This is a genomic window from Macrococcoides caseolyticum (assembly GCF_002902665.1).
Classification (GTDB): Bacteria; Bacillota; Bacilli; order Staphylococcales; family Staphylococcaceae; genus Macrococcoides; species Macrococcoides caseolyticum.
Map to the genome: position 1 here is coordinate 1 of NZ_PPRM01000036.1, position 18,916 is coordinate 18,916.

The following is an 18,916-nucleotide window of genomic DNA, read 5'->3' on the forward strand; positions in this document are numbered from 1 at the left end:
GCTTGAGGCAATCACTCTTGGGAGTGAACTTAATCACTCAAATTATTGGAATTAACGTTGACATATTGTCATTCAGTTTTCAATGTTCATTTCTCATTCATAAAAGTAAATGGAGCGGGTGATCGGAATCGAACCGACAACATCAGCTTGGAAGGCTGAGGTTTTACCACTAAACTACACCCGCATATATAATTAGTTAAAAGTAAGTGCGACCGAGAGGATTTGAACCTCCACAGGAATACTCCTACTAGGCCCTCAACCTAGCGCGTCTGCCGTTCCGCCACGATCGCGCGTTGGCATGTTTCGCTTGCTTTTCTCTTTTAACGACAAGATTTATTATATCTCGTATTCATTAATAAGTCAACAACTTTTTAAAAGTTTTTTTAACTTTATTAATTTGTTATTAAGAGTGTTAATTATTAAAAGTGACCCCTACGGGATTCGAACCCGTGTTACCGCCGTGAAAGGGCGGTGTCTTAACCGCTTGACCAAGGGGCCGTGTTTCAACAACGATATTAATCTTATAATGTTTTAATAATAAAGTCAACACTATTTTATAATAAAATTTCAAAGTGTAAATCTTACCTCTCCTAAGATAGAAAAAGGTCTAATTTTGAGTAATATCCACCCAAATTTAGACCATTCTTGCTTTCAATTTAATATTTCTTTCAACTGTCCACCACACTTGCAGCGATATTTATGGATCGACATACGCCTCTTTCTGGGGAATTCATTATTACAGCTTTTACATGTATAAAGGTATTTAAAATGTACATCCGGCAAAGGATTGCAAAAACGAGGTGCCCCCACTTGTTGTGCTAACTGTTTAAAGTCTCTATCACGATGCTTGTAACCTTTTTCCTCTATATGAAGATGATAATGCACAAGCTCATGTTTAATAATGTCAATGATGGCTTCCTCACCATACGCTTCAAACTGCTTCATACTAATTTCTATGTTATGGTTTTGAAGCATATAGCGCCCGCCTGTCGTGCGTAGTCTGTTATTAAATACTGCTTGATGTAGAAATGGTTTATTAAAGTATTCAAGAGAAATACGCTGTACAAGTGATTGCAGTGCTTTATTTTCCATCAGCGTTAATCATTGTAAGTGCAACCTTACCTTTATCATGCATAATATCTTCTATCCATACTTCAACAATATCACCAACGGATACTACATCTGTCGGATGCTTTACGAAACGGTCAGAGAGCTTAGAAATATGTACAAGGCCGTCCTGCTTCACACCAATGTCAACAAACGCTCCAAAATCAACAACGTTACGGACCGTACCTGATAATTTCATCCCTTTTCTTAAATCTTCTATAGAAAGCACATCAGATTTAAGTAATGGCGTCTCAAAGTCTTCACGTGGATCTCTTCCTGGCGCCATCAACGCTGTAATTATATCTTCGAGTGTCGGTGCACCGACACCAAGTTCATCTGCTGTACTGTGCACATCTATTTTATTGATACTTTCTTTTAATTTATCACTTCCTAGATCCTCTGCAGTTAAAGAAAGTTTTTTTAGTAATTCGTATGTCACCTTGTAGCTTTCGGGATGTATTCCTGTGTTATCAAGTGGTTCCTCTCCATCAGGTATACGCATAAAACCTATACTTTGTTCAAACGTCTTCTTGCCGAGTCTTGGAATCTTCGCAATTTCTTTATGATGTTTTATTGGTCCGTTCTCAATTCTATAGGTGATGATGTTTTCTGCTACGCTTTTAGATAAACCTGATACATACTGTAATAATGGTGCCGATGCTGTATTCACATTAACTCCAACTTTATTCACCGCAGTTTCTACCACGAATGTCAGTGCTTCATTTAACGATTTCTGATTCACATCATGCTGGTATTGACCCACCCCAATTGACTTTGGATCAATCTTTACAAGTTCAGATAACGGATCTTGTACACGACGACCAATGGATACTGCACTTCGTTCTTCTACCTGTAAGTCCGGAAATTCAGCTCGTGCGAGATCACTTGCAGAGTATACAGATGCACCTGCTTCGTTTACGATGATATATTTCGTCTCTAATTTATTTTCTTTAATAATTTCAGCGATAAATTGCTCTGACTCTCTGCTTGCCGTGCCGTTACCGATTGCAATCAGCTCAACATTATGCTTTTTTATTAAATTCAATACGATTTTCTTCGCTTTTCCTTTCTCGCTAACTGGAGGGTGCGGATATACTACGCTCTTCTCAACAAATGTACCAAACGGATTAATAACCGCTAGCTTACACCCCGTACGATATGCTGGATCTAACCCAAGAATCATCTTACCTTTTAATGGTGCCTGCAATAATAAATTCTCTAAATTTACCGAAAAGATTTCAATCGCTTGTGATTCAGCTTTCTCCGTTAATTCATTTCGAACTTCTCGATAAATAGAAGGTAGGATTAATCGCTTTAAACTTTCTTCAATTGCACGGGCTATGTATATACTTTCTCGCTCCATCATCTGTTTTCTTAAGTAGCGAACAATCGCCGTTTCATCAACCGAGATATCTACTTTAAGTACATCCTCTTTTTCACCGCGATTTATGGCAAGTATTCTATGCGGCACAATTTTATTGATACGTTCACTATATTCGTAATACATTTCGAATACGCCTTTTTCATCCTCTGCCTTTTTCTTCTTTGAAGTTGTAATTTCACCGTTTTTTTCAACATAACCTAAAATAAATGCACGGTATTTCGGTTCATCAGAAATCATCTCTGCAATAATATCAATCGCACCATTCATCGCTTCTTCAACAGTAGCGACTTCTTCTGTAATAAAATCTTTAGCTTTTTTATCAACCTCTTCATAATTAAGCATTAATTTCGCTAAAGGTTCTAATCCTTTACGCTTCGCTTCTGTGGCACGTGTCTTTTTCTTCTGTTTAAACGGGCGGTATAGATCTTCCACACGCTGCAGTTTCGTCTGTTCCATTATCTCTTTCTTTAATTCATCTGTAAGCATCCCTTGCTCTTCAATCGAACGCACAACATCTTCTTTTCGCTTCTGCAAGTTTTCCATATAGCGGTATTCTGTTTCAATGTCTTTTATTTCCACTTCATCTAGTCCACCTGTTACTTCTTTACGATATCTCGCAATAAACGGTACAGTATTTTTCTCTTCCAGTAACTTCAATACAGAAGTAATCTGCTCTTTCTTGTATGGTAATTTCTCTAGAATTAAATTAATAACATGTTGTTCCATAGCTTCCTCCTTGAAATCATATGTTAATTTTAACATAAAAAACAAGGTGAAACAGTGCGTTCCAGCTTGTTATATATTAACTATTTTGTACCGCATCTCTTAATTTCTTAATAGCGGTACGCTGTAGACGTGAGACATGCATTTGACTTAAGCCTATCTTCTCACCCGTTTCTTTTTGACTCAGGCCATCAAGAAATGTACATTGGATGATTTCTCTTTCTCTATCTGAAAGAATTGGTAACACTTTCTCAAGAATCATACGTTTCTCGGTCAAGTCGTAACCTTCTTCAGTATTACCCATTACATCAAGCAATGTAACTGTTGAGCCATCCTTATCCGCTTCAATTGAATGGTCCACACTTAACGCATTATAACTTTGGCCCATCTCCATCGCTTCAAGTACTTCTTCTTCAGTTGCTTCTATGCGCTGCGCGATTTCGATAATCTTAGGCGACCGTCCAAGTTCATTCGTTAATTCATCTGTAGCACGTTTAATCCTCGGTCCAATTTCTTTGATGCGACGCGGAACATGAACACTCCATGTCTTATCTCGTAAATAGCGTTTAATCTCTCCGATTACTGTAGGTACTAAAAAAGCTTCAAACTTTCTCTCAAAGGTAACATCAAACCTATTTATTGCACCAAGTAATCCTACCATACCTACTTGTACAAGGTCTTCGTGATGACTTTGTCCTTTAGAGTACCGATATGCTAACGACTCAACTAGTTTTTGATAGTGCAGTACAAGTTCTTTCTGTGCAAATTCATCCTGGGTATCTTGATATAACTTAATCCATGCATTAATCTCCTCTGGTGTTACATCATTATAATTCTCACTACCCATCAGGCTACACCTGCTCCTCCGTTATATACTTCGTCATACTAATTGTGACACCACTGTCTTTCTTTACGTTTACCTCGTCCATTAATGACTCGATTAAAAACAAGCCGAGGCCACCTTCGCGTATAAAGTCAATATTCTCATTTTCTTCATATGGTCCAAGTTCTGATTTCGTACGTTCATAATCAAAGCTTGTACCTGAATCAGATACAATAACCTCTACTTTATCATCAAAGATAACATAACCAACGAGCACATCTCCTTGAACATCATCTTTATAAGCATGTTTAACAGCATTTGTTACCGCTTCACTTACTGCAATCTTTGTATCTTCTATCTCGTCATAGTTTGCACCCGCACGGTTTAATATCCCTGATAATGTCAGACGGACAAGCCCTACGTATTCTGCAGTTGCAGGAAATCTCATTTCAACATAATCATATCTTTCCATAAAATTACCCCTCCACCGGTTGATTTACATGCATTAAATCTTTTAAACCAGTGATGTCAAATAATCTTTCTATACGTTTGTTCACACCTAATACATATAACTCTTTATTATTTTTATTAAGTTCTTTCAACGTTCCAACAAATAAACCTAGTCCTGTACTATCCATATAAGTTACTTCATCAATACGTAGATGAATATCATGTGTCCCTTGCTGTCTGATTGGAATTAAAACTTCTTGCAATTCTGGTACAGTCGCAACATCCAGTTCACCCGCTACATTAATTTCATAATAAGCGTCGTGCTCTGTTGTATCTATCTTTAAATTCATAGCTTTTCTCCCTACTTTATGAGATATTATTTTTTGTATATTCTCTGTTAGAAATACCCAAAACTAAAAATTATAAACCGTTATTTTATTCTTTTTATGATTAATATCGTTAAATCATCTTTTTTCTTAGGATCTCCAATCTTCAGAAGCTCCTCATATACAATTTGCACGATATCTTGTGGATGCAAGTCCTTATACTTACCAATTAGACTTAATAATTCACTCGTATTAATAAACCCTCCATCTAACTTACGTATTTCAGAAACACCATCCGTGAATACAATGACCATATCTCCAATTTCGATATCGATTTCTTCTTGGTCATAGCGTGTAGAAGGATGTATGCCAAGTACAAGACCTCGTGCAGACAACTCTTCAAAACTATCAGTCTTACTTCGATATATATGACCCGGCTCATGACCTGCAGATGCATAATAAAATTTATTATTCACTTCTTCGTACAATCCATAAAACATCGTCACAAACATGTTCTGGTTTATATTCTTCTCGACTACGCGATTCAGTCGCTTTAAGCCATCACTTGGCAACTGGGAATGACCATACGAATCCATTCCAAATTTAATCATACTCATGGCAAGTGCAGCAGGAATCCCTTTACCGATAACATCAGCTACTGCGAAACTCATCGTCCCATCTTTATGGTCGATTAAATTAAAATAGTCCCCGTTAACTCGGTGAGCCGGGACACTGATTGCACCAATTTCAATCTTATTCAGATGCGGTATCTGGGTCTTCAACATTGTTGATTGAAGACTTGCCGCTACATCCATCTCTTTGTCGTGTGCTTCCATCACTTTAACGAGCGCCTTATAATCTCGATACGTAAATCCGAACCCTATAATCATTTCTGTAAGAACATCCATACCATATTGTTGTTCGATTGCACTATATGATTTCTCATTAATTAAATCTTTATGCAGCATCACAATTTCTTCTGGAGAGATATCGAGTTCGATTGCCTCAAAGCTCAATGCTTGTAATGGTTCTAGATCTTTTTCATCACGTGTCGTAATATATGTCTCCAATATATCAATATATCTTGAAACTATCTTTTCAATTTGACGCATCCCATTCCCTCCCTTTCACAAAAAAAGACTTTAGGTATTTCCTAAAGTCTATTCACTATCGATTGATAAACCCAAACTAATTATAAGTGCAGTATCCACTTCTTTCATCTTCGCCTTATCAAGCACAGTTAAATGATCAATCAACCTATTCTTATCAATGGTTCTAATTTGTTCCAGCAGTATTACCGAATCCTTTTCTAAGCGATGCGTTGTCTTGCCAATTTCAACATGGGTGGGGATTTTCGCCTTATTAATCTTTGCAGTAATTGCTGCTACAATCACTGTAGGACTATGTTTATTCCCAATATTATTCTGAATAATAACGACGGGGCGTTTACCGCCTTGTTCAGACCCCTTCACTGGTGACAGATCAGCTAAATAAACATCTCCGCGTTTCATCTATTCACCATCAAAGGTATATGTCTGATAGTTATCAGTAACTTCACATTCTAATACATAATGTTCTGATGCTATCGATAAATTTATCTCTGCCATTGATTGATAACCTTCTATCAGCATTTGTTCTAGCTTCTGGCTCATATCTTTACCTCCATCGTCCGATTACTTACATTTTATCAAAAAGCGATTAAATGACAACAGTTATTTCATAAGTTCATTATATACTTCTACATCATCTGCGATATAGTAACGTTTCGGTAGCCTGCGACTTAAAGATGTAAGCACTTCATAAGTAATTGTCCCGAGTTGTTGTGCAACACGCTCTAATGACTGATTGCTATCAGCGTTATCATCAATTATGATACATTGTGCACCTAATGGTGTATCATCTGGTACGCGTGCCATCATCTGATCCATACATACGCGACCGATAATCGGAACTTCAGTACCTTCTAAATTTATATTATAACCTTGCATCGCACGAGGCAGACCATCAGCATACCCAATCGGGAACGTTGCAACAACTTGGTTGCTTTGCGCAGTGTAAGTAGCACCATAGCTTACCGTATCACCCGACTTGATATTTTTAATGAAACAAGCAGTAGAGACCAGCTGCACTGCTGGTTGTAGCTTCACGTTACTGACAGCTCTAATAAATTCGGACGGATAATAACCATAAAGACTAATACCTAATCTTACAGCATTACATTCTGAACAGTCATAGCGCAATGTTGCTGCGCTGTTCTGACAATGGATATATTGTGGCTTATTGTCACTAATAATGCCGAGGAACTTATCATACGCACATTCCGTAAGCGTATTATCCTCATCTGCAGAACTAAAATGTGTAAACACACCTTCGAAGATAAATTGCTCAACTGCAGCCACTTTATTGACAGCCGCATCATATGCCTGCTTTGTCTGCACACCAATTCTCCCCATTCCACTGTCCACTTTTATATGCAGCCAGACCGGCTTATCTTCCGCCTCTATATAACGACTTGCATCTTCAACCCACTTTGCATCTGGTGCAGTAAGAGCTAATCGATGTCTGGAAGCCTGCCTGATATGTTTGGGGTCTACTACGCCAAGCACTAAAATCTTTGCTTTAATACCATGCATTCGGAGTTCTATCGCTTCATCAAGTGTAGCAACTGCAAAAAACTCAGTTCCTGATGCCATCAAATACTTTGCAATATTAACTGAACCTAATCCATAACCATTCGCTTTAATTACCGCAATTACTGTCTTATTTGGATGCAGCTTTTCTATATCCTTAAAATTACTGCGGATTGCGTCTAGATTGACGTTTACAAATGTCGGACGATAATACCTATCACTCATATGCTCACCTCTATTTATAATACATCTATAGTATCACATTTCCATTTGTCACAATAACATAGGCTGTGGCAATTGTATCTGTATGTGCAATACTGACATGCGCATTCGTATTACCTTTTATATATGGTTTTCCTGCCGCATCATTTAAGCAACATATATCATGAAAAGAAAGTTTGCCAATTCCTGTTCCAAGTGCTTTAGCATACGCTTCTTTCACACAGAAACGGCCAGCTAGATACTCAGCTTTTCTTTTTTCAGATTGGAACGTATCAAATCGTTCGCGTTCATCAGGATGTAATATACGCGTTAAAAACTTGTCATTATCAATATATTGACTCATCCTGCTGATTTCTAATATATCTGTCCCTATCCCCTTTATCATCGTTCTCCACTTCTCTCATTTTTTGATTGATCAATGTTTTAAGTATAGATGCTTCATCTTCATGAATAAGCTGTATCGAAAGACCGTTCTCAGCTGTATGCACAGTCAATGATTTTAAATGATACCTTTTCATTACTGGTCCTTGCTCAGTTTCAACATTTTGAATCTTAACGTATGGTACAATCAATTCCTCCTTATTCCAGATCCCTGTTAATAACACAATCTCATCATCCCCAACGTCATAGTAGTTTGAGTCATAAATTAAGATTGGCTTTAACACTATATACCATAAGATGTCGAGTAACAGCAGCGCTGCCAATATGATGAATACAACCTTTGAAATTGGCAGCGCAAAGTACCACGTAACGCAGTAAAATATTGCAATGATAAACGTAAATATCATTACTTGAATGAACGCACCCATGCGCATGACCTGCATGACCTTTATACTACTTTTATGCATCTGTTTCATATTCAGTACGCTCCTTCGCCATAAACCATTCATATATATGTGCCGCATCATCTCGTTCTATAAAATTAAGGGCGGTCGTACTCCCTAGCATCCCTGCAGCCACATCAACTTCAATATTGCGTAAATCTGCTTTATTCATAAACGGTGTACTCTTGACACTTAAACTTATAATATTACGCTCTTTGATATATGTTGTAGTCATTGATAGTAAACCACCATTACTGATCGAAAGTTCGTCATCTATAATCGCATAACCTGAATTTTTGTATTTAATGATCGCGGTGATAAATGTTAATACAAGAAGTACTAAACCAATAATCCAGGCATAATCAAACCAATAATACTGAATCACACTCACGACAATAATAATTAACAACCAGGGAACTTGAAAGTACCTGCGTATACTACGCTTTGGAATCACATGATTTACCGCATTAAAGTTATAAGGCAGTAGTCGATGGACAATCTCATACCCTTTATCATATGAAATGAATGGTAATAACTCTATTTCATCATTACCGATCTCTTCTTCATCCTTCATCTCACTTGTAGTAACCACAGTAAACTTTGTCTTATTAAACAACCTTCTGAAATAACTTTGCGTTTCTTTGACACTTTGAATATTCTTCAAAACGATATATTTATCGATACGTTCAAACAATCCATAGTTTACGTTGATCACTTCACCATCGTAACGCACAGTGTATCGGTGGTACTTAATAGCGGTCACAAATATACCGATAATGTAACTTATCATTAGTAATACAATAGAAAAACCTATAACATATCCATAACCTTCACCAACTAACATTTTAACAGGATTTAAGAAACCATCCAGCGGAATAATTTCATCAATTTGTGAATACAGACCGAGTATAATTGCAATGACCGTAAACATACCGCTACTTGTCACACTCATAAAGAGCAAGTCCTTAAACCCCAATCGATATATCACTTCAAATCGATCATCCACATTCAATTGATTGTCAACTGCAGCTGAATCTGATACAACAGACCCATCACCATCTACCACATCGCTTCTCAATTGACGTTTACGCTCGGTTAAAAAATTACTCAGACGCTCAGCCTCATTTTTAGAAATACTGTTTAGTTCAATACCATCACCTGCTGTACGCACCTGCATAATAACCCCACCAAGAATTTGATTGGCAAGACCTGCATTCGTATCAATCGTCTGTATCTTTCCAATATAGATCTCTTTAATCTTCTTACTGATGATGCCTGTTTCCAGCAATAATTTATCATCTTCAATCCAGTATTTCGTTATACGCGCTTCAATGATACGAAGTACGATATTAATCAATGTAATAATCAGCATAAATACGGCAAACATATTATTCTGAATTGCATCTAGCGTAAAGCCATCACGAATAATCCAGAACAAACCGATGCCGATTAGAAATAAATTCTCCTTTATCGCCTTTAATGCGTTTGATAAGTATGTTGAATAATGGAGGGTATGTTTACTGTTCATAATGAATCTCCTTTATTCTCTCTATAATTTGTGACGCAATAAACTCTGCATCCTCAGCATACATTAAAGGCATCACATTACTATCTCCACGAGTATACACCGTAACTTGCGCTAATCGATATTTCTGCATTAACCAGCCACGTTTAATACAAACAGACTGCATAATATCCACAGGTAACACCATGCGTTTTGTAAAATATGCCCCACTGGATACTTCAAGGGTTACTCCATTCAGTTGATACTTTGTATATTTCTGACGTAGTCTGACACCAATAAACAGCTTGTATAACGGATACATCAATAATATAAAAATTAAAAAATCATATTTAATCGTTAAGTATTTATGTATCAAAAAATATATTCCCACGGAAATAACAGCAAATATAGTTAACGAAATAACGGCTTTCACATATAAATATTTAACAGCAGCTTGTGGTTGAAAATTATTTAAATCACTCTCGTACATGAGCAACCTCCATTCTTCAAAATTATACCAAAGATATAGAAAGACCTACAAACAAAAAAAAAAGCCAGGACATCTGTCCTGGCTTGACTTGTAGCTTAACGCTCTCAAGACAGCTTTATTTTTTATGATCTGCGAAAGTTCTGCCTTTAAACGTTTTTTTCGCTTTAGGTGCTTTATTTCCACGATCGAACGCTTTACGACGGTTATCCTTACCATCTTTACGGTTACGGTTTCCTCCACCTGAACGGTTACCTGAGCGACCACCACGGAATGATTTGCCGCCACCTTTACGTCCAAGTGGTTTTTCGAATGTTAATTGAACATCAACATCGTTATTTGATTGAATTAACTCTTGTAACAATGATGCTACTAATTTTACATCACCGTATTCTTCGATTAATTCTTTCGCGATTGATTCGATACGCGCTTCAGTATCTGCTTCAACCCAAGCTTTTACTTTAGATTTAACATCTTGTTCACGCGCTTTCATAACCTCACCTGGTGTTGGTGGACGTAATGCCTGCATTTGACGGTTTTTAGCTTTTTCGATTTGACGAATATAATCCATCTCAACTGGATTAACGAATGAAATCGCCATACCATGTTTGCCCGCACGGCCTGTACGTCCGATACGGTGTGTATAACTTTCAACATCCTGCGGAATATCAAAGTTGTAAACATGCGTTACACCTGAGATATCTAATCCACGTGCCGCTACGTCTGTTGCAACAAGAATATCAATTTGGTCATTTTTAAATTTCTTTAATACTTCAAGACGTTTCGCCTGAGTAATATCGCCGTGTAATCCTTCAGCACGGTAACCTTTAGAAATTAATGCACTTGTCAATTCGTCTACACGACGCTTTGTACGCCCAAATACGATTGCAAGTTCTGGTCGGTGTACATCTAAGAAGTTTGTAAATGTATCAAATTTCTCTAATTCTTTAACGATTGTGTAGAACTCTTCTATTGAAGGATCTGAATCATTGTTTGTCATCGTTTTTACGATAACTGGGTTTTTCATGAACTTTTGAACAAGTTCTTGAATTGCTTTAGGCATTGTTGCTGAGAAAAGCATCGTCTGACGATTTTCTTTCGGTAATTTATCCATGATAAAACGCATATCATCGATGAATCCCATGTTCATCATTTCATCAGCTTCGTCTAAGATTAAAGTATTGATATCTTCAGTCTTTAAAGTGCGACGATTTAAATGGTCGATTACACGACCTGGTGTACCTACAACAATTTGAGGTTTCTTCTTAAGTTCTCTAATCTGACGGTCAATCGGCATACCACCGAATACAGTTGTAACTTGGATTCCTTGTCCACGACTGAAAGCCTTCAACTGCTCTGCAACCTGTACAGCTAACTCACGTGTTGGAGCCAGGATTAAACTTTGGATCCCTTCACGGCCCTTAACCTTTTCAATTAAAGGTATACCGAATGCACCAGTTTTACCAGTACCAGTTTGCGCTTGGCCTAATACGTCACGGCCAGCCATCGTATGTGGGATACTATCCATTTGAATCGGTGTAGGTTCTGTAAATCCCAACTTCTCCAGCGCATTTATGGTAGGTTCGCTGATACCTAGGTCTCTAAATTTTTGCAATATGATTTCTCCTTTTGTCTTCCTTAAATTACTGCGTATGTTACGCAATGTTCTAATATCGGGTAATTTTTCACCACCCTACTTATTCAACTTCTCTATACTAGCATCATATGAAAATTATTACAAATATTTTAATCATACTCTGTCACATATTATTCACAATAAAGTGGCTGTAATTCATTACAACCACTCACTTTATTAACTCATTAATTTGTTTATGAATTTATTTTTTCGTTATAATAATTCATTAATTATTGTTTCGAGTTTCATTCCTCTACTCGCTTTAAATAATACACTGGTGTGCGCATTGAGCATACCTTTTAGGTGATTTGTAAGTGCCTCTTTCGTATCGAAGTGCCGAACTGTCGTAAAGGGCTCTGCCGCTTTTGAAATATGACGTGCAGCATTCCCTGTCGTAAACACATAGTCAATTTGTTTACCTTGTAAATATGCACCGACCTGTTCATGATACATGACTTCATCTTCTCCAAGCTCGAGTACATCACCGAACACGATGATCTTCACTTCACTATCCATCTGTGATACTGTATCAATTGCTGCTTTCATACTCGTTGGGCTCGCATTATAAGCATCGTTGATAAGTAAAGCACCGTCTTTACCTTCAAGTTGTTCCATGCGCATTCCTGTAAGCTCCAGCTGCTGTAAACTATGATTGATTTGTTCTGGTGACAATCCTAGATAACTGCCGATTGCAATGGCTATTGTTGCATTACGTGCATTATGACTTCCTAAAGTCGGAACAATATATGTATCATCATTTACTTTAAATTGTAAATGATGATCTTGCATTATCATTTCATGGATATAATATTCATTATCTTCATTAAACCCTATACGGTGTGCATCTTTATTATCTTTTACTAATGGTTTTAAGAGTGCTTCATCACCATCATAGAATAATGGACCAGTCAATCCATCCGTTATTTCATACTTTGCCTTGGCAATGCCCTCTCTTGAACCAAGATCCCTCATATGACTTTCGCCGATATTAGTTATTGCGGCAATATGTGGCTCTGCAATATGAGATAGCAATGAAATTTCTCCAAAGCCAGACATGCCCATTTCCAAAATTGAAATCTCTGTATCTTCATCCAGCTGGCACAGCGTCAATGGTAATCCAATCTCATTATTGTAATTGCCTTGTGTCTTCTTCACTTTGAAATGAGGTGATAAGACCGCTTCAATCATATCCTTAGTCGTCGTCTTACCATTACTACCTGTTACTGCAATAACTTTAGGATCAACTTCCTTTAAGTAAGCTTTAGATAATTGCTGAAGTGCAGTTAGTGTATCTTCCACCACAATTACCGGAAGGTCTCTTGGCACTTCTCCTGCATCGCGCTGCCATAATGCGGCATAGGCACCTTTGTCGATAGCATCCGCCACATATTTATGACCATCTACATGTTCTCCTTTAAAAGGAATAAACAGTACACCTTCGTGAATATTTCTAGAATCTATAGATACTCCAGAGATCATTACTTCTTCATACATCGCATCTAACGCACCTGTAGTATGCTTTTTTATCCAATTTAACGATCGATTTATCATAATCATCAGTCCATTTTATATTTAATATTTTTCTTGTCTTTATATCTTTCTTTCGCAAGATTGATTAAATCAGTGATTAATTCACTATAGCTCTTACCCATGTTTTCCCAAAGCAGCGGGTACATGCTGAACTTCGTGAATCCTGGCATCGCATTCGTTTCATTTATATAAATCTTATCATCTTCAGTAAGGAAGAAATCTGCACGTACCAGTCCTGAGCAATCTGTCGCTTTAAATGCTTCAACCGCCATATCTCTTAATGCTGATTGTATTTCTTCTGAGATATCAGCCGGAATCTGAAGTCTTACCTTGCCGTCTTTATATTTCGACTTATAATCATAGAAGTCTACATCTTTGACAACTTCTCCAGGTAATGTTGTTTCTGGTGTATCATTCCCTAGAACCGCAACTTCCACTTCGCGTGCGTTAACACCTTGTTCAATTACTAGTTTTCTATCAAATTGCAACGCTTCTTCGATCCCATGAATCAATGTTTCGCTATCTGTACATTTAGATATCCCGACCGAAGAGCCTAGATTTGCAGGTTTTACGAATACAGGATAAGTTAACTTTCCTTCTACTAATGAAATGATATTATCTTTATGTGCCTCATACTCACTCTTTAAGAAACTCACATACGGTAACTGCGGTAGTCCTCGTGTTGCAAACAGTTGTTTCATCACAAGTTTATCCATAGAAGTTGAAGCAGCGAGAACACCATTACCAACATAAGGGATATCCAGTACTTCAAATAATCCTTGAATTGTTCCATCTTCACCGTTTGGTCCATGCAATAAAGGAAAGACTGCGTCATATGCTTTTCCTGCTGATGAAACATTCAACATCTCTGAAATTGACAAACGCTCTACATGAGATAACCTTAAACGCTCACTATCCTCTATTGTCTCTGAGATTTCCGGTCCTTTTAACCATTCACCATCATTTGTAATATATATTGTATCTATTGCATATTTGTCCTTATCCATCGCATTAATCACAGATTGTGCAGTTAATAATGAGACATCATGCTCCGCACTTTTTCCTCCATAGATGATGCAAATATGTTCTTTCGCCATATGTATTCCTCCAAACTGTTAATAACATAATATTATCATGATATAATGATACATGCACATTATTTCATGTGACACAAAATTACCTTAAACTCGGGTAACTTATCTATATATACTTTCAGATGATTTATGTATAATAAAATTTATAATTATTTATGGTAAGGAGTAATCGCATGCCAACAAATAAGACTCGCAATAAACCAAAACGTTCGTGGATTGAAAGAATTGATTGGTGGCTTATTATATTAATACTGGGTTTCTTTACAGTTAGTCTGGTAATTATCTCTTCTGCTATGACAGGTCAGCAGTATGGGACAAACTTTGCAGTCAGACAGATCTTTTATTATTCATTAGGATTTGCCCTCGCACTCTCAATCATGTTTATACATCCAAAAACAATAAAGAAGTGGACTTTCTTTATTTATTTACTAGGAAATATCGCTTTATTAGGACTGCTGATTTTACCAGAATCTTCATTTACCCCTGTGATCAATGGTGCAAAAAGCTGGTATGTATTTTTTGATAAGCTCAGCTTACAGCCTTCTGAATTTATGAAAATCATCCTTATGCTGACATTAAGCAAAGTAGTATATGATCATAATCGATTTACATATTACAAATCATTTCAGACGGACCTCATATTACTTCTTAAAATAGGATTAACCGCAATGATTCCAATGATACTTATATTATTGCAGAATGATCTCGGAACAACGCTTGTATTGCTTGCTATCATACTCGGTATCATCATTGTTTCTGGTGTGACATGGAAAATACTTGCACCTTTTCTTATTACGGTTTCATTGCTCGGTGTCTCTATCATTATGATGATTATCTATAAACCATCGCTTATCGAGAAAGTACTTGGTATACAGACGTATCAGCTCGGCCGAATCAACTCATGGTTAAATCCTGACCAGTATAGTGATGGGGAAGGATTTCACTTAATGGAATCCTTGAAAGCGATAGGTTCTGGTGGATTGTTTGGTAAAGGTTATAAAGGCGGAGAAGTGTATATCCCCGAAAACCATACGGACTTCATTTTCTCAATTATCGGAGAAGAGTTTGGGTTCATCGGTTCGATTATAGTTTTAATATTGTTTTTAGCATTGTTTACACATCTCGTACGCCTAGCTCAAATTACAGTCTCACCATTTTCATCAATATTCCTTGTTGGATTTATCAGTATGATTGCCTTTCACGTATTCCAAAACGTGGGCATGACGATACAAGTTGTACCGATAACAGGAATCCCATTACCATTTATCAGCTATGGGGGAAGTTCTTTATGGGCACTTATGTGTGGTATCGGCGTTACATTAGCTATTTATTACCACTCTAATCCCGAACAACTGAAGAAGTTAAAGTCAAAATAAAAAACAAGCGTTCAATTCTGAACGCTTGTTTTTATTCTGTTATGTACTATTTCAACTTTGCAGGCGCAACATTTGGTAATGTACGCATTACCTCAAGACGTGACTTAGTCTTTGAGATATTAACACCTAGTGACGAAAGCAGAGTGACAACACTTTTAATCTTTTCTTGCGATTGCTTCATAAAAATCACTCCAATCCATTTGTTAATACTAGTGTAACCGAAATCATTACCGCTGACCATAGGCCTATAGTCTTATTTATGTTAATTTATCGATAACTTTATGAATTATTTGTTAAATATTACATCGGTACTCTACATACCATGCTTCTATCTATTCATGTATAATAGATTTAATTAGGAGGGGTTATGTTGGAGCAGTTATCACAAATTGATTACTCACAAATTTTCTCAATTTTATTTTTTGTAGGATTTATCTTTAACATCTTTTTAGCTTTCGTCATCATCTTTTTTGAACGAAGACAAGCAGGCTCTACGTGGGCATGGCTACTCGTACTATTTTTCTTACCTATCGTCGGATTCATACTTTATCTATTGTTCGGTCGTCAAATCAATCATCAGACTATATTCACTTTAAATGATGAGGACCGGTTAGACCTAGAACGTATTGTCAGTGCTCAACGTAAAGCGATAGACAATGGTAATATAGAAGTGCGCTCTAGAGAAATTATTAAACATAGCCATATCATCAGAATGTTGCTGCACAACTATGCCTCTTTTCTGACTACCGATAATAAGGTGGAGATTTTAACGGATGGCAGAAAGAAATTTGACGCTTTATTAAATGACATTCATAACGCAACAGATCATATTCATATCCAGTACTATATCTTCAAAAAGGATGGTATCGGTCTAGAGATCCTCAATGCACTGATGAAGAAACTTGAAGAAGGTGTAGAAGTGAAGATGCTCTATGATGATATCGGTTCAAGAACTTTGTCTCTCTCTAGATTCAAGCAGTTCAAAAAACTAGGTGGACAAGTAGAATCCTTCTTTCCTTCTAAATTACCGCTTATCAACTTTAGAATGAATAATCGAAATCACCGCAAGATTGTCGTAATCGACGGTAAAATTGGCTATATCGGCGGTTTTAATGTAGGTGATGAATACCTGGGTCTGGATAAGAAATTTGGTTACTGGCGCGATACGCATCTCAGAGTAGAAGGCGATGCAGTAAATGCCCTACAGCTCCGTTTTATGATGGACTGGAATTCACAGATTACGCGTGACTTCATGTCTTATGACAAGAAGTACTTTCCAGATGTAACAAGCAAAGGTGATATCGGCATTCAGATTGTATCAAGTGGACCAGATTCCTCTGCTCAACATATAAAAAACGGATATCTTAAAATGATCACTTCCGCAAAAAAATCTATATACATCCAGTCTCCTTATTTCATCCCTGATACATCATTACTAGATGCATTAAAAATTGCCGCAATGACTGGTGTAGAAGTTAATATCATGATTCCGAATAAACCTGACCATCCGTTTGTATATTGGGCTACATATTCAAACGTCGGTGAACTTCTCGATGTCGGTTGTAATATCTTCATTTATGAGAATGGCTTCATTCACACAAAGATGCTTCTCATCGATGACGAAGTTGCAAGCGTCGGAACTGCCAATATGGATTTTAGAAGCTTTGAATTAAATTTTGAAGTGAATGCCTTTATATACGATGATATCGTAGCAAAAAAATTACGAAGATCATTTGAAGACGATGTGCACGTCTCTTCGCAGCTTACTAAGGAAATTTATGATCAGCGTGTCCTCCTTATTCGTGTGAAAGAAGCCATTGCGCGACTGCTTTCTCCAATATTATAGGGGTCAGTTCGAGCTCTACCTCTATTATATAAATCTAAACTGGCGTATACATAAAATCTAGAGCAATGTTTGCAAGGATTAAGCTATGTACAACAAGATCAATTGAAACAGTATGTGTCTGCTGTCTCATAAGTTCAAATGATATTTATTTTCCATTGCTCCACCTGCTTATATAAAAAGAAAGGATTTTCACAATATGAAGGACGATATAATTAAAATTACCGAAGACTTTGCGAAAGATATACACAAACATGATTCATCAGGCCATGATTTCGCACATATTGATCGCGTAAGAAAGCTCGCATTATATATCGGAGAACATGAAGGTGCAGATCTATTTATCGTAGAAATGGCTGCACTTTTACATGATACTGTTGATGAGAAACTGTTCAATGAACAATCTGCCTGGGAAAGACTTGATCACTTTTATACAACAACCGGATTAAGTGATACACAGAAAGCACAAATTAATCATATATTGTGCTATATGAGTTTTAAAGGAGGCGCCAATGAAGGTAAACTGAAGTCACTTGAAGGATTTGTCGTGCAGGATGCTGACCGTATTGATGCACTCGGTGCAATCGGTATTGCACGTACATTTATGTTTGCAGGTAAATTCGGAGAAGCAATGTATGATCCAGAGATTCAGCCACGTGAAGATTTAAGCAACTATAGAACACCTGGTACTGCCATCAATCATTTTTATGAAAAACTTTTTAAGCTTATCCATCTTATGAATACTGAAACTGGAAGGCAGATTGCACAGTCACGTAATGATTACATGCAGCAGTTTATCGATACATTTTTACAGGAATGGTACGGAAAGAAATTATAAAGAAATACCGGACAATACTGATTATCATGTAGTGAACCCAAAAAGTTGAACTTTTTATTAAGCTACTTTCATTAAAGCAAGATTTCTGTATTCTACAGGAGTCTTGCTTTTTAATTTTC

Annotated in this window: 20 protein-coding genes and 3 tRNA genes; 3 read left to right on the forward strand and 20 right to left on the reverse strand. The window is 37.0% G+C overall.

Translation table 11 applies throughout. The annotated features are described in order from the left end of the window. Positions 1-110: 110 nt before the first annotated feature. From CD152_RS06295 to CD152_RS06385, 19 genes are all read right to left on the reverse strand, one after another. Positions 111-184: transfer RNA gene (locus CD152_RS06295), tRNA-Gly, on the reverse strand. Between the two features lie 23 nt (positions 185-207). After that, a tRNA-Leu gene (locus CD152_RS06300) sits at positions 208-290 on the reverse strand. Positions 291-426: 136 nt separating this feature from the next. Continuing rightward, positions 427-498, reverse strand: a tRNA-Glu gene (locus tag CD152_RS06305). A gap of 153 nt (positions 499-651) precedes the next feature. Next, complete coding sequence (locus tag CD152_RS06310) at positions 652-1,092, reverse strand: SprT family protein (RefSeq protein WP_101141619.1); 441 nt, start codon at positions 1,090-1,092, stop codon at positions 652-654. Further along, positions 1,082-3,217, reverse strand: coding sequence for a Tex family protein (locus tag CD152_RS06315; protein WP_101141621.1), 2,136 nt, complete (start codon positions 3,215-3,217; stop codon positions 1,082-1,084). Before CD152_RS06315 ends, CD152_RS06310 begins: the two co-directional genes overlap by 11 nt. Before the next feature lie 76 nt (positions 3,218-3,293). Next, positions 3,294-4,061, reverse strand: a complete 768-nt coding sequence (gene sigB / locus CD152_RS06320) for an RNA polymerase sigma factor SigB (protein ID WP_101141623.1) — start codon at positions 4,059-4,061, stop codon at positions 3,294-3,296. Between the two features lie 4 nt (positions 4,062-4,065). Then, positions 4,066-4,509, reverse strand: coding sequence for an anti-sigma B factor RsbW (gene rsbW / locus CD152_RS06325; RefSeq protein ID WP_101141625.1), 444 nt, complete (start codon positions 4,507-4,509; stop codon positions 4,066-4,068). 4 nt (positions 4,510-4,513) lie between these two features. Then, a complete protein-coding gene (locus CD152_RS06330) occupies positions 4,514-4,837 on the reverse strand; it encodes an anti-sigma factor antagonist (protein ID WP_101141627.1) in 324 nt (107 codons plus the stop codon). Between the two features lie 80 nt (positions 4,838-4,917). Then, positions 4,918-5,916, reverse strand: a complete 999-nt coding sequence (locus CD152_RS06335) for a PP2C family protein-serine/threonine phosphatase (protein ID WP_165983013.1) — start codon at positions 5,914-5,916, stop codon at positions 4,918-4,920. A gap of 57 nt (positions 5,917-5,973) precedes the next feature. Continuing rightward, positions 5,974-6,324, reverse strand: a complete 351-nt coding sequence (locus tag CD152_RS06340) for a type II toxin-antitoxin system PemK/MazF family toxin (protein WP_101141631.1) — start codon at positions 6,322-6,324, stop codon at positions 5,974-5,976. Beyond that, a complete protein-coding gene (locus CD152_RS06345; protein ID WP_099482357.1) occupies positions 6,325-6,465 on the reverse strand; it encodes an antitoxin MazE in 141 nt (46 codons plus the stop codon). A gap of 60 nt (positions 6,466-6,525) precedes the next feature. Further along, a complete protein-coding gene (gene alr / locus CD152_RS06350; protein WP_101141633.1) occupies positions 6,526-7,668 on the reverse strand; it encodes an alanine racemase in 1,143 nt (380 codons plus the stop codon). Positions 7,669-7,693: 25 nt separating this feature from the next. Next, on the reverse strand, positions 7,694-8,050 hold the full coding sequence (acpS, locus tag CD152_RS06355) for a holo-ACP synthase (protein ID WP_101141634.1): 357 nt from the start codon (positions 8,048-8,050) through the stop codon (positions 7,694-7,696). Next, on the reverse strand, positions 7,992-8,522 hold the full coding sequence (locus CD152_RS06360; protein ID WP_169926169.1) for a PH domain-containing protein: 531 nt from the start codon (positions 8,520-8,522) through the stop codon (positions 7,992-7,994). Before CD152_RS06360 ends, acpS begins: the two co-directional genes overlap by 59 nt. Next, positions 8,506-10,017 (reverse strand): PH domain-containing protein, encoded by a 1,512-nt coding sequence (locus tag CD152_RS06365; RefSeq protein ID WP_101141638.1) that lies wholly within the window; start codon positions 10,015-10,017, stop codon positions 8,506-8,508. The genes CD152_RS06360 and CD152_RS06365 overlap by 17 nt, the downstream gene beginning before the upstream one ends. After that, a complete protein-coding gene (locus tag CD152_RS06370; protein ID WP_101141640.1) occupies positions 10,007-10,483 on the reverse strand; it encodes a PH domain-containing protein in 477 nt (158 codons plus the stop codon). The genes CD152_RS06365 and CD152_RS06370 overlap by 11 nt, the downstream gene beginning before the upstream one ends. A 115-nt stretch (positions 10,484-10,598) precedes the next feature. Then, complete coding sequence (locus CD152_RS06375) at positions 10,599-12,095, reverse strand: DEAD/DEAH box helicase (RefSeq protein ID WP_101035465.1); 1,497 nt, start codon at positions 12,093-12,095, stop codon at positions 10,599-10,601. Positions 12,096-12,329: 234 nt separating this feature from the next. Further along, the gene (locus CD152_RS06380) at positions 12,330-13,667 is read right to left on the reverse strand and encodes a UDP-N-acetylmuramoyl-tripeptide--D-alanyl-D-alanine ligase (RefSeq protein ID WP_165980831.1); all 1,338 of its coding nucleotides are present in this window, start codon (positions 13,665-13,667) and stop codon (positions 12,330-12,332) included. Between the two features lie 5 nt (positions 13,668-13,672). Further along, positions 13,673-14,743, reverse strand: a complete 1,071-nt coding sequence (locus CD152_RS06385; RefSeq protein ID WP_086039224.1) for a D-alanine--D-alanine ligase — start codon at positions 14,741-14,743, stop codon at positions 13,673-13,675. A 170-nt stretch (positions 14,744-14,913) separates the two neighbouring features. Between CD152_RS06385 and CD152_RS06390 the strand changes: the two genes are divergently transcribed. After that, the gene (locus CD152_RS06390; protein ID WP_101039901.1) at positions 14,914-16,116 is read left to right on the forward strand and encodes an FtsW/RodA/SpoVE family cell cycle protein; all 1,203 of its coding nucleotides are present in this window, start codon (positions 14,914-14,916) and stop codon (positions 16,114-16,116) included. Positions 16,117-16,162: 46 nt separating this feature from the next. Here the strand turns inward: CD152_RS06390 and CD152_RS12130 are convergent, their stop codons facing one another. After that, complete coding sequence (locus CD152_RS12130; protein WP_165980593.1) at positions 16,163-16,297, reverse strand: Lmo0850 family protein; 135 nt, start codon at positions 16,295-16,297, stop codon at positions 16,163-16,165. Positions 16,298-16,483: 186 nt separating this feature from the next. Between CD152_RS12130 and cls the strand changes: the two genes are divergently transcribed. Then, positions 16,484-17,962, forward strand: a complete 1,479-nt coding sequence (gene cls / locus CD152_RS06395; RefSeq protein WP_101141644.1) for a cardiolipin synthase — start codon at positions 16,484-16,486, stop codon at positions 17,960-17,962. Positions 17,963-18,158: 196 nt separating this feature from the next. After that, positions 18,159-18,797, forward strand: coding sequence for an HD domain-containing protein (locus tag CD152_RS06400; protein ID WP_101141646.1), 639 nt, complete (start codon positions 18,159-18,161; stop codon positions 18,795-18,797). Positions 18,798-18,916: the final 119 nt, after the last annotated feature.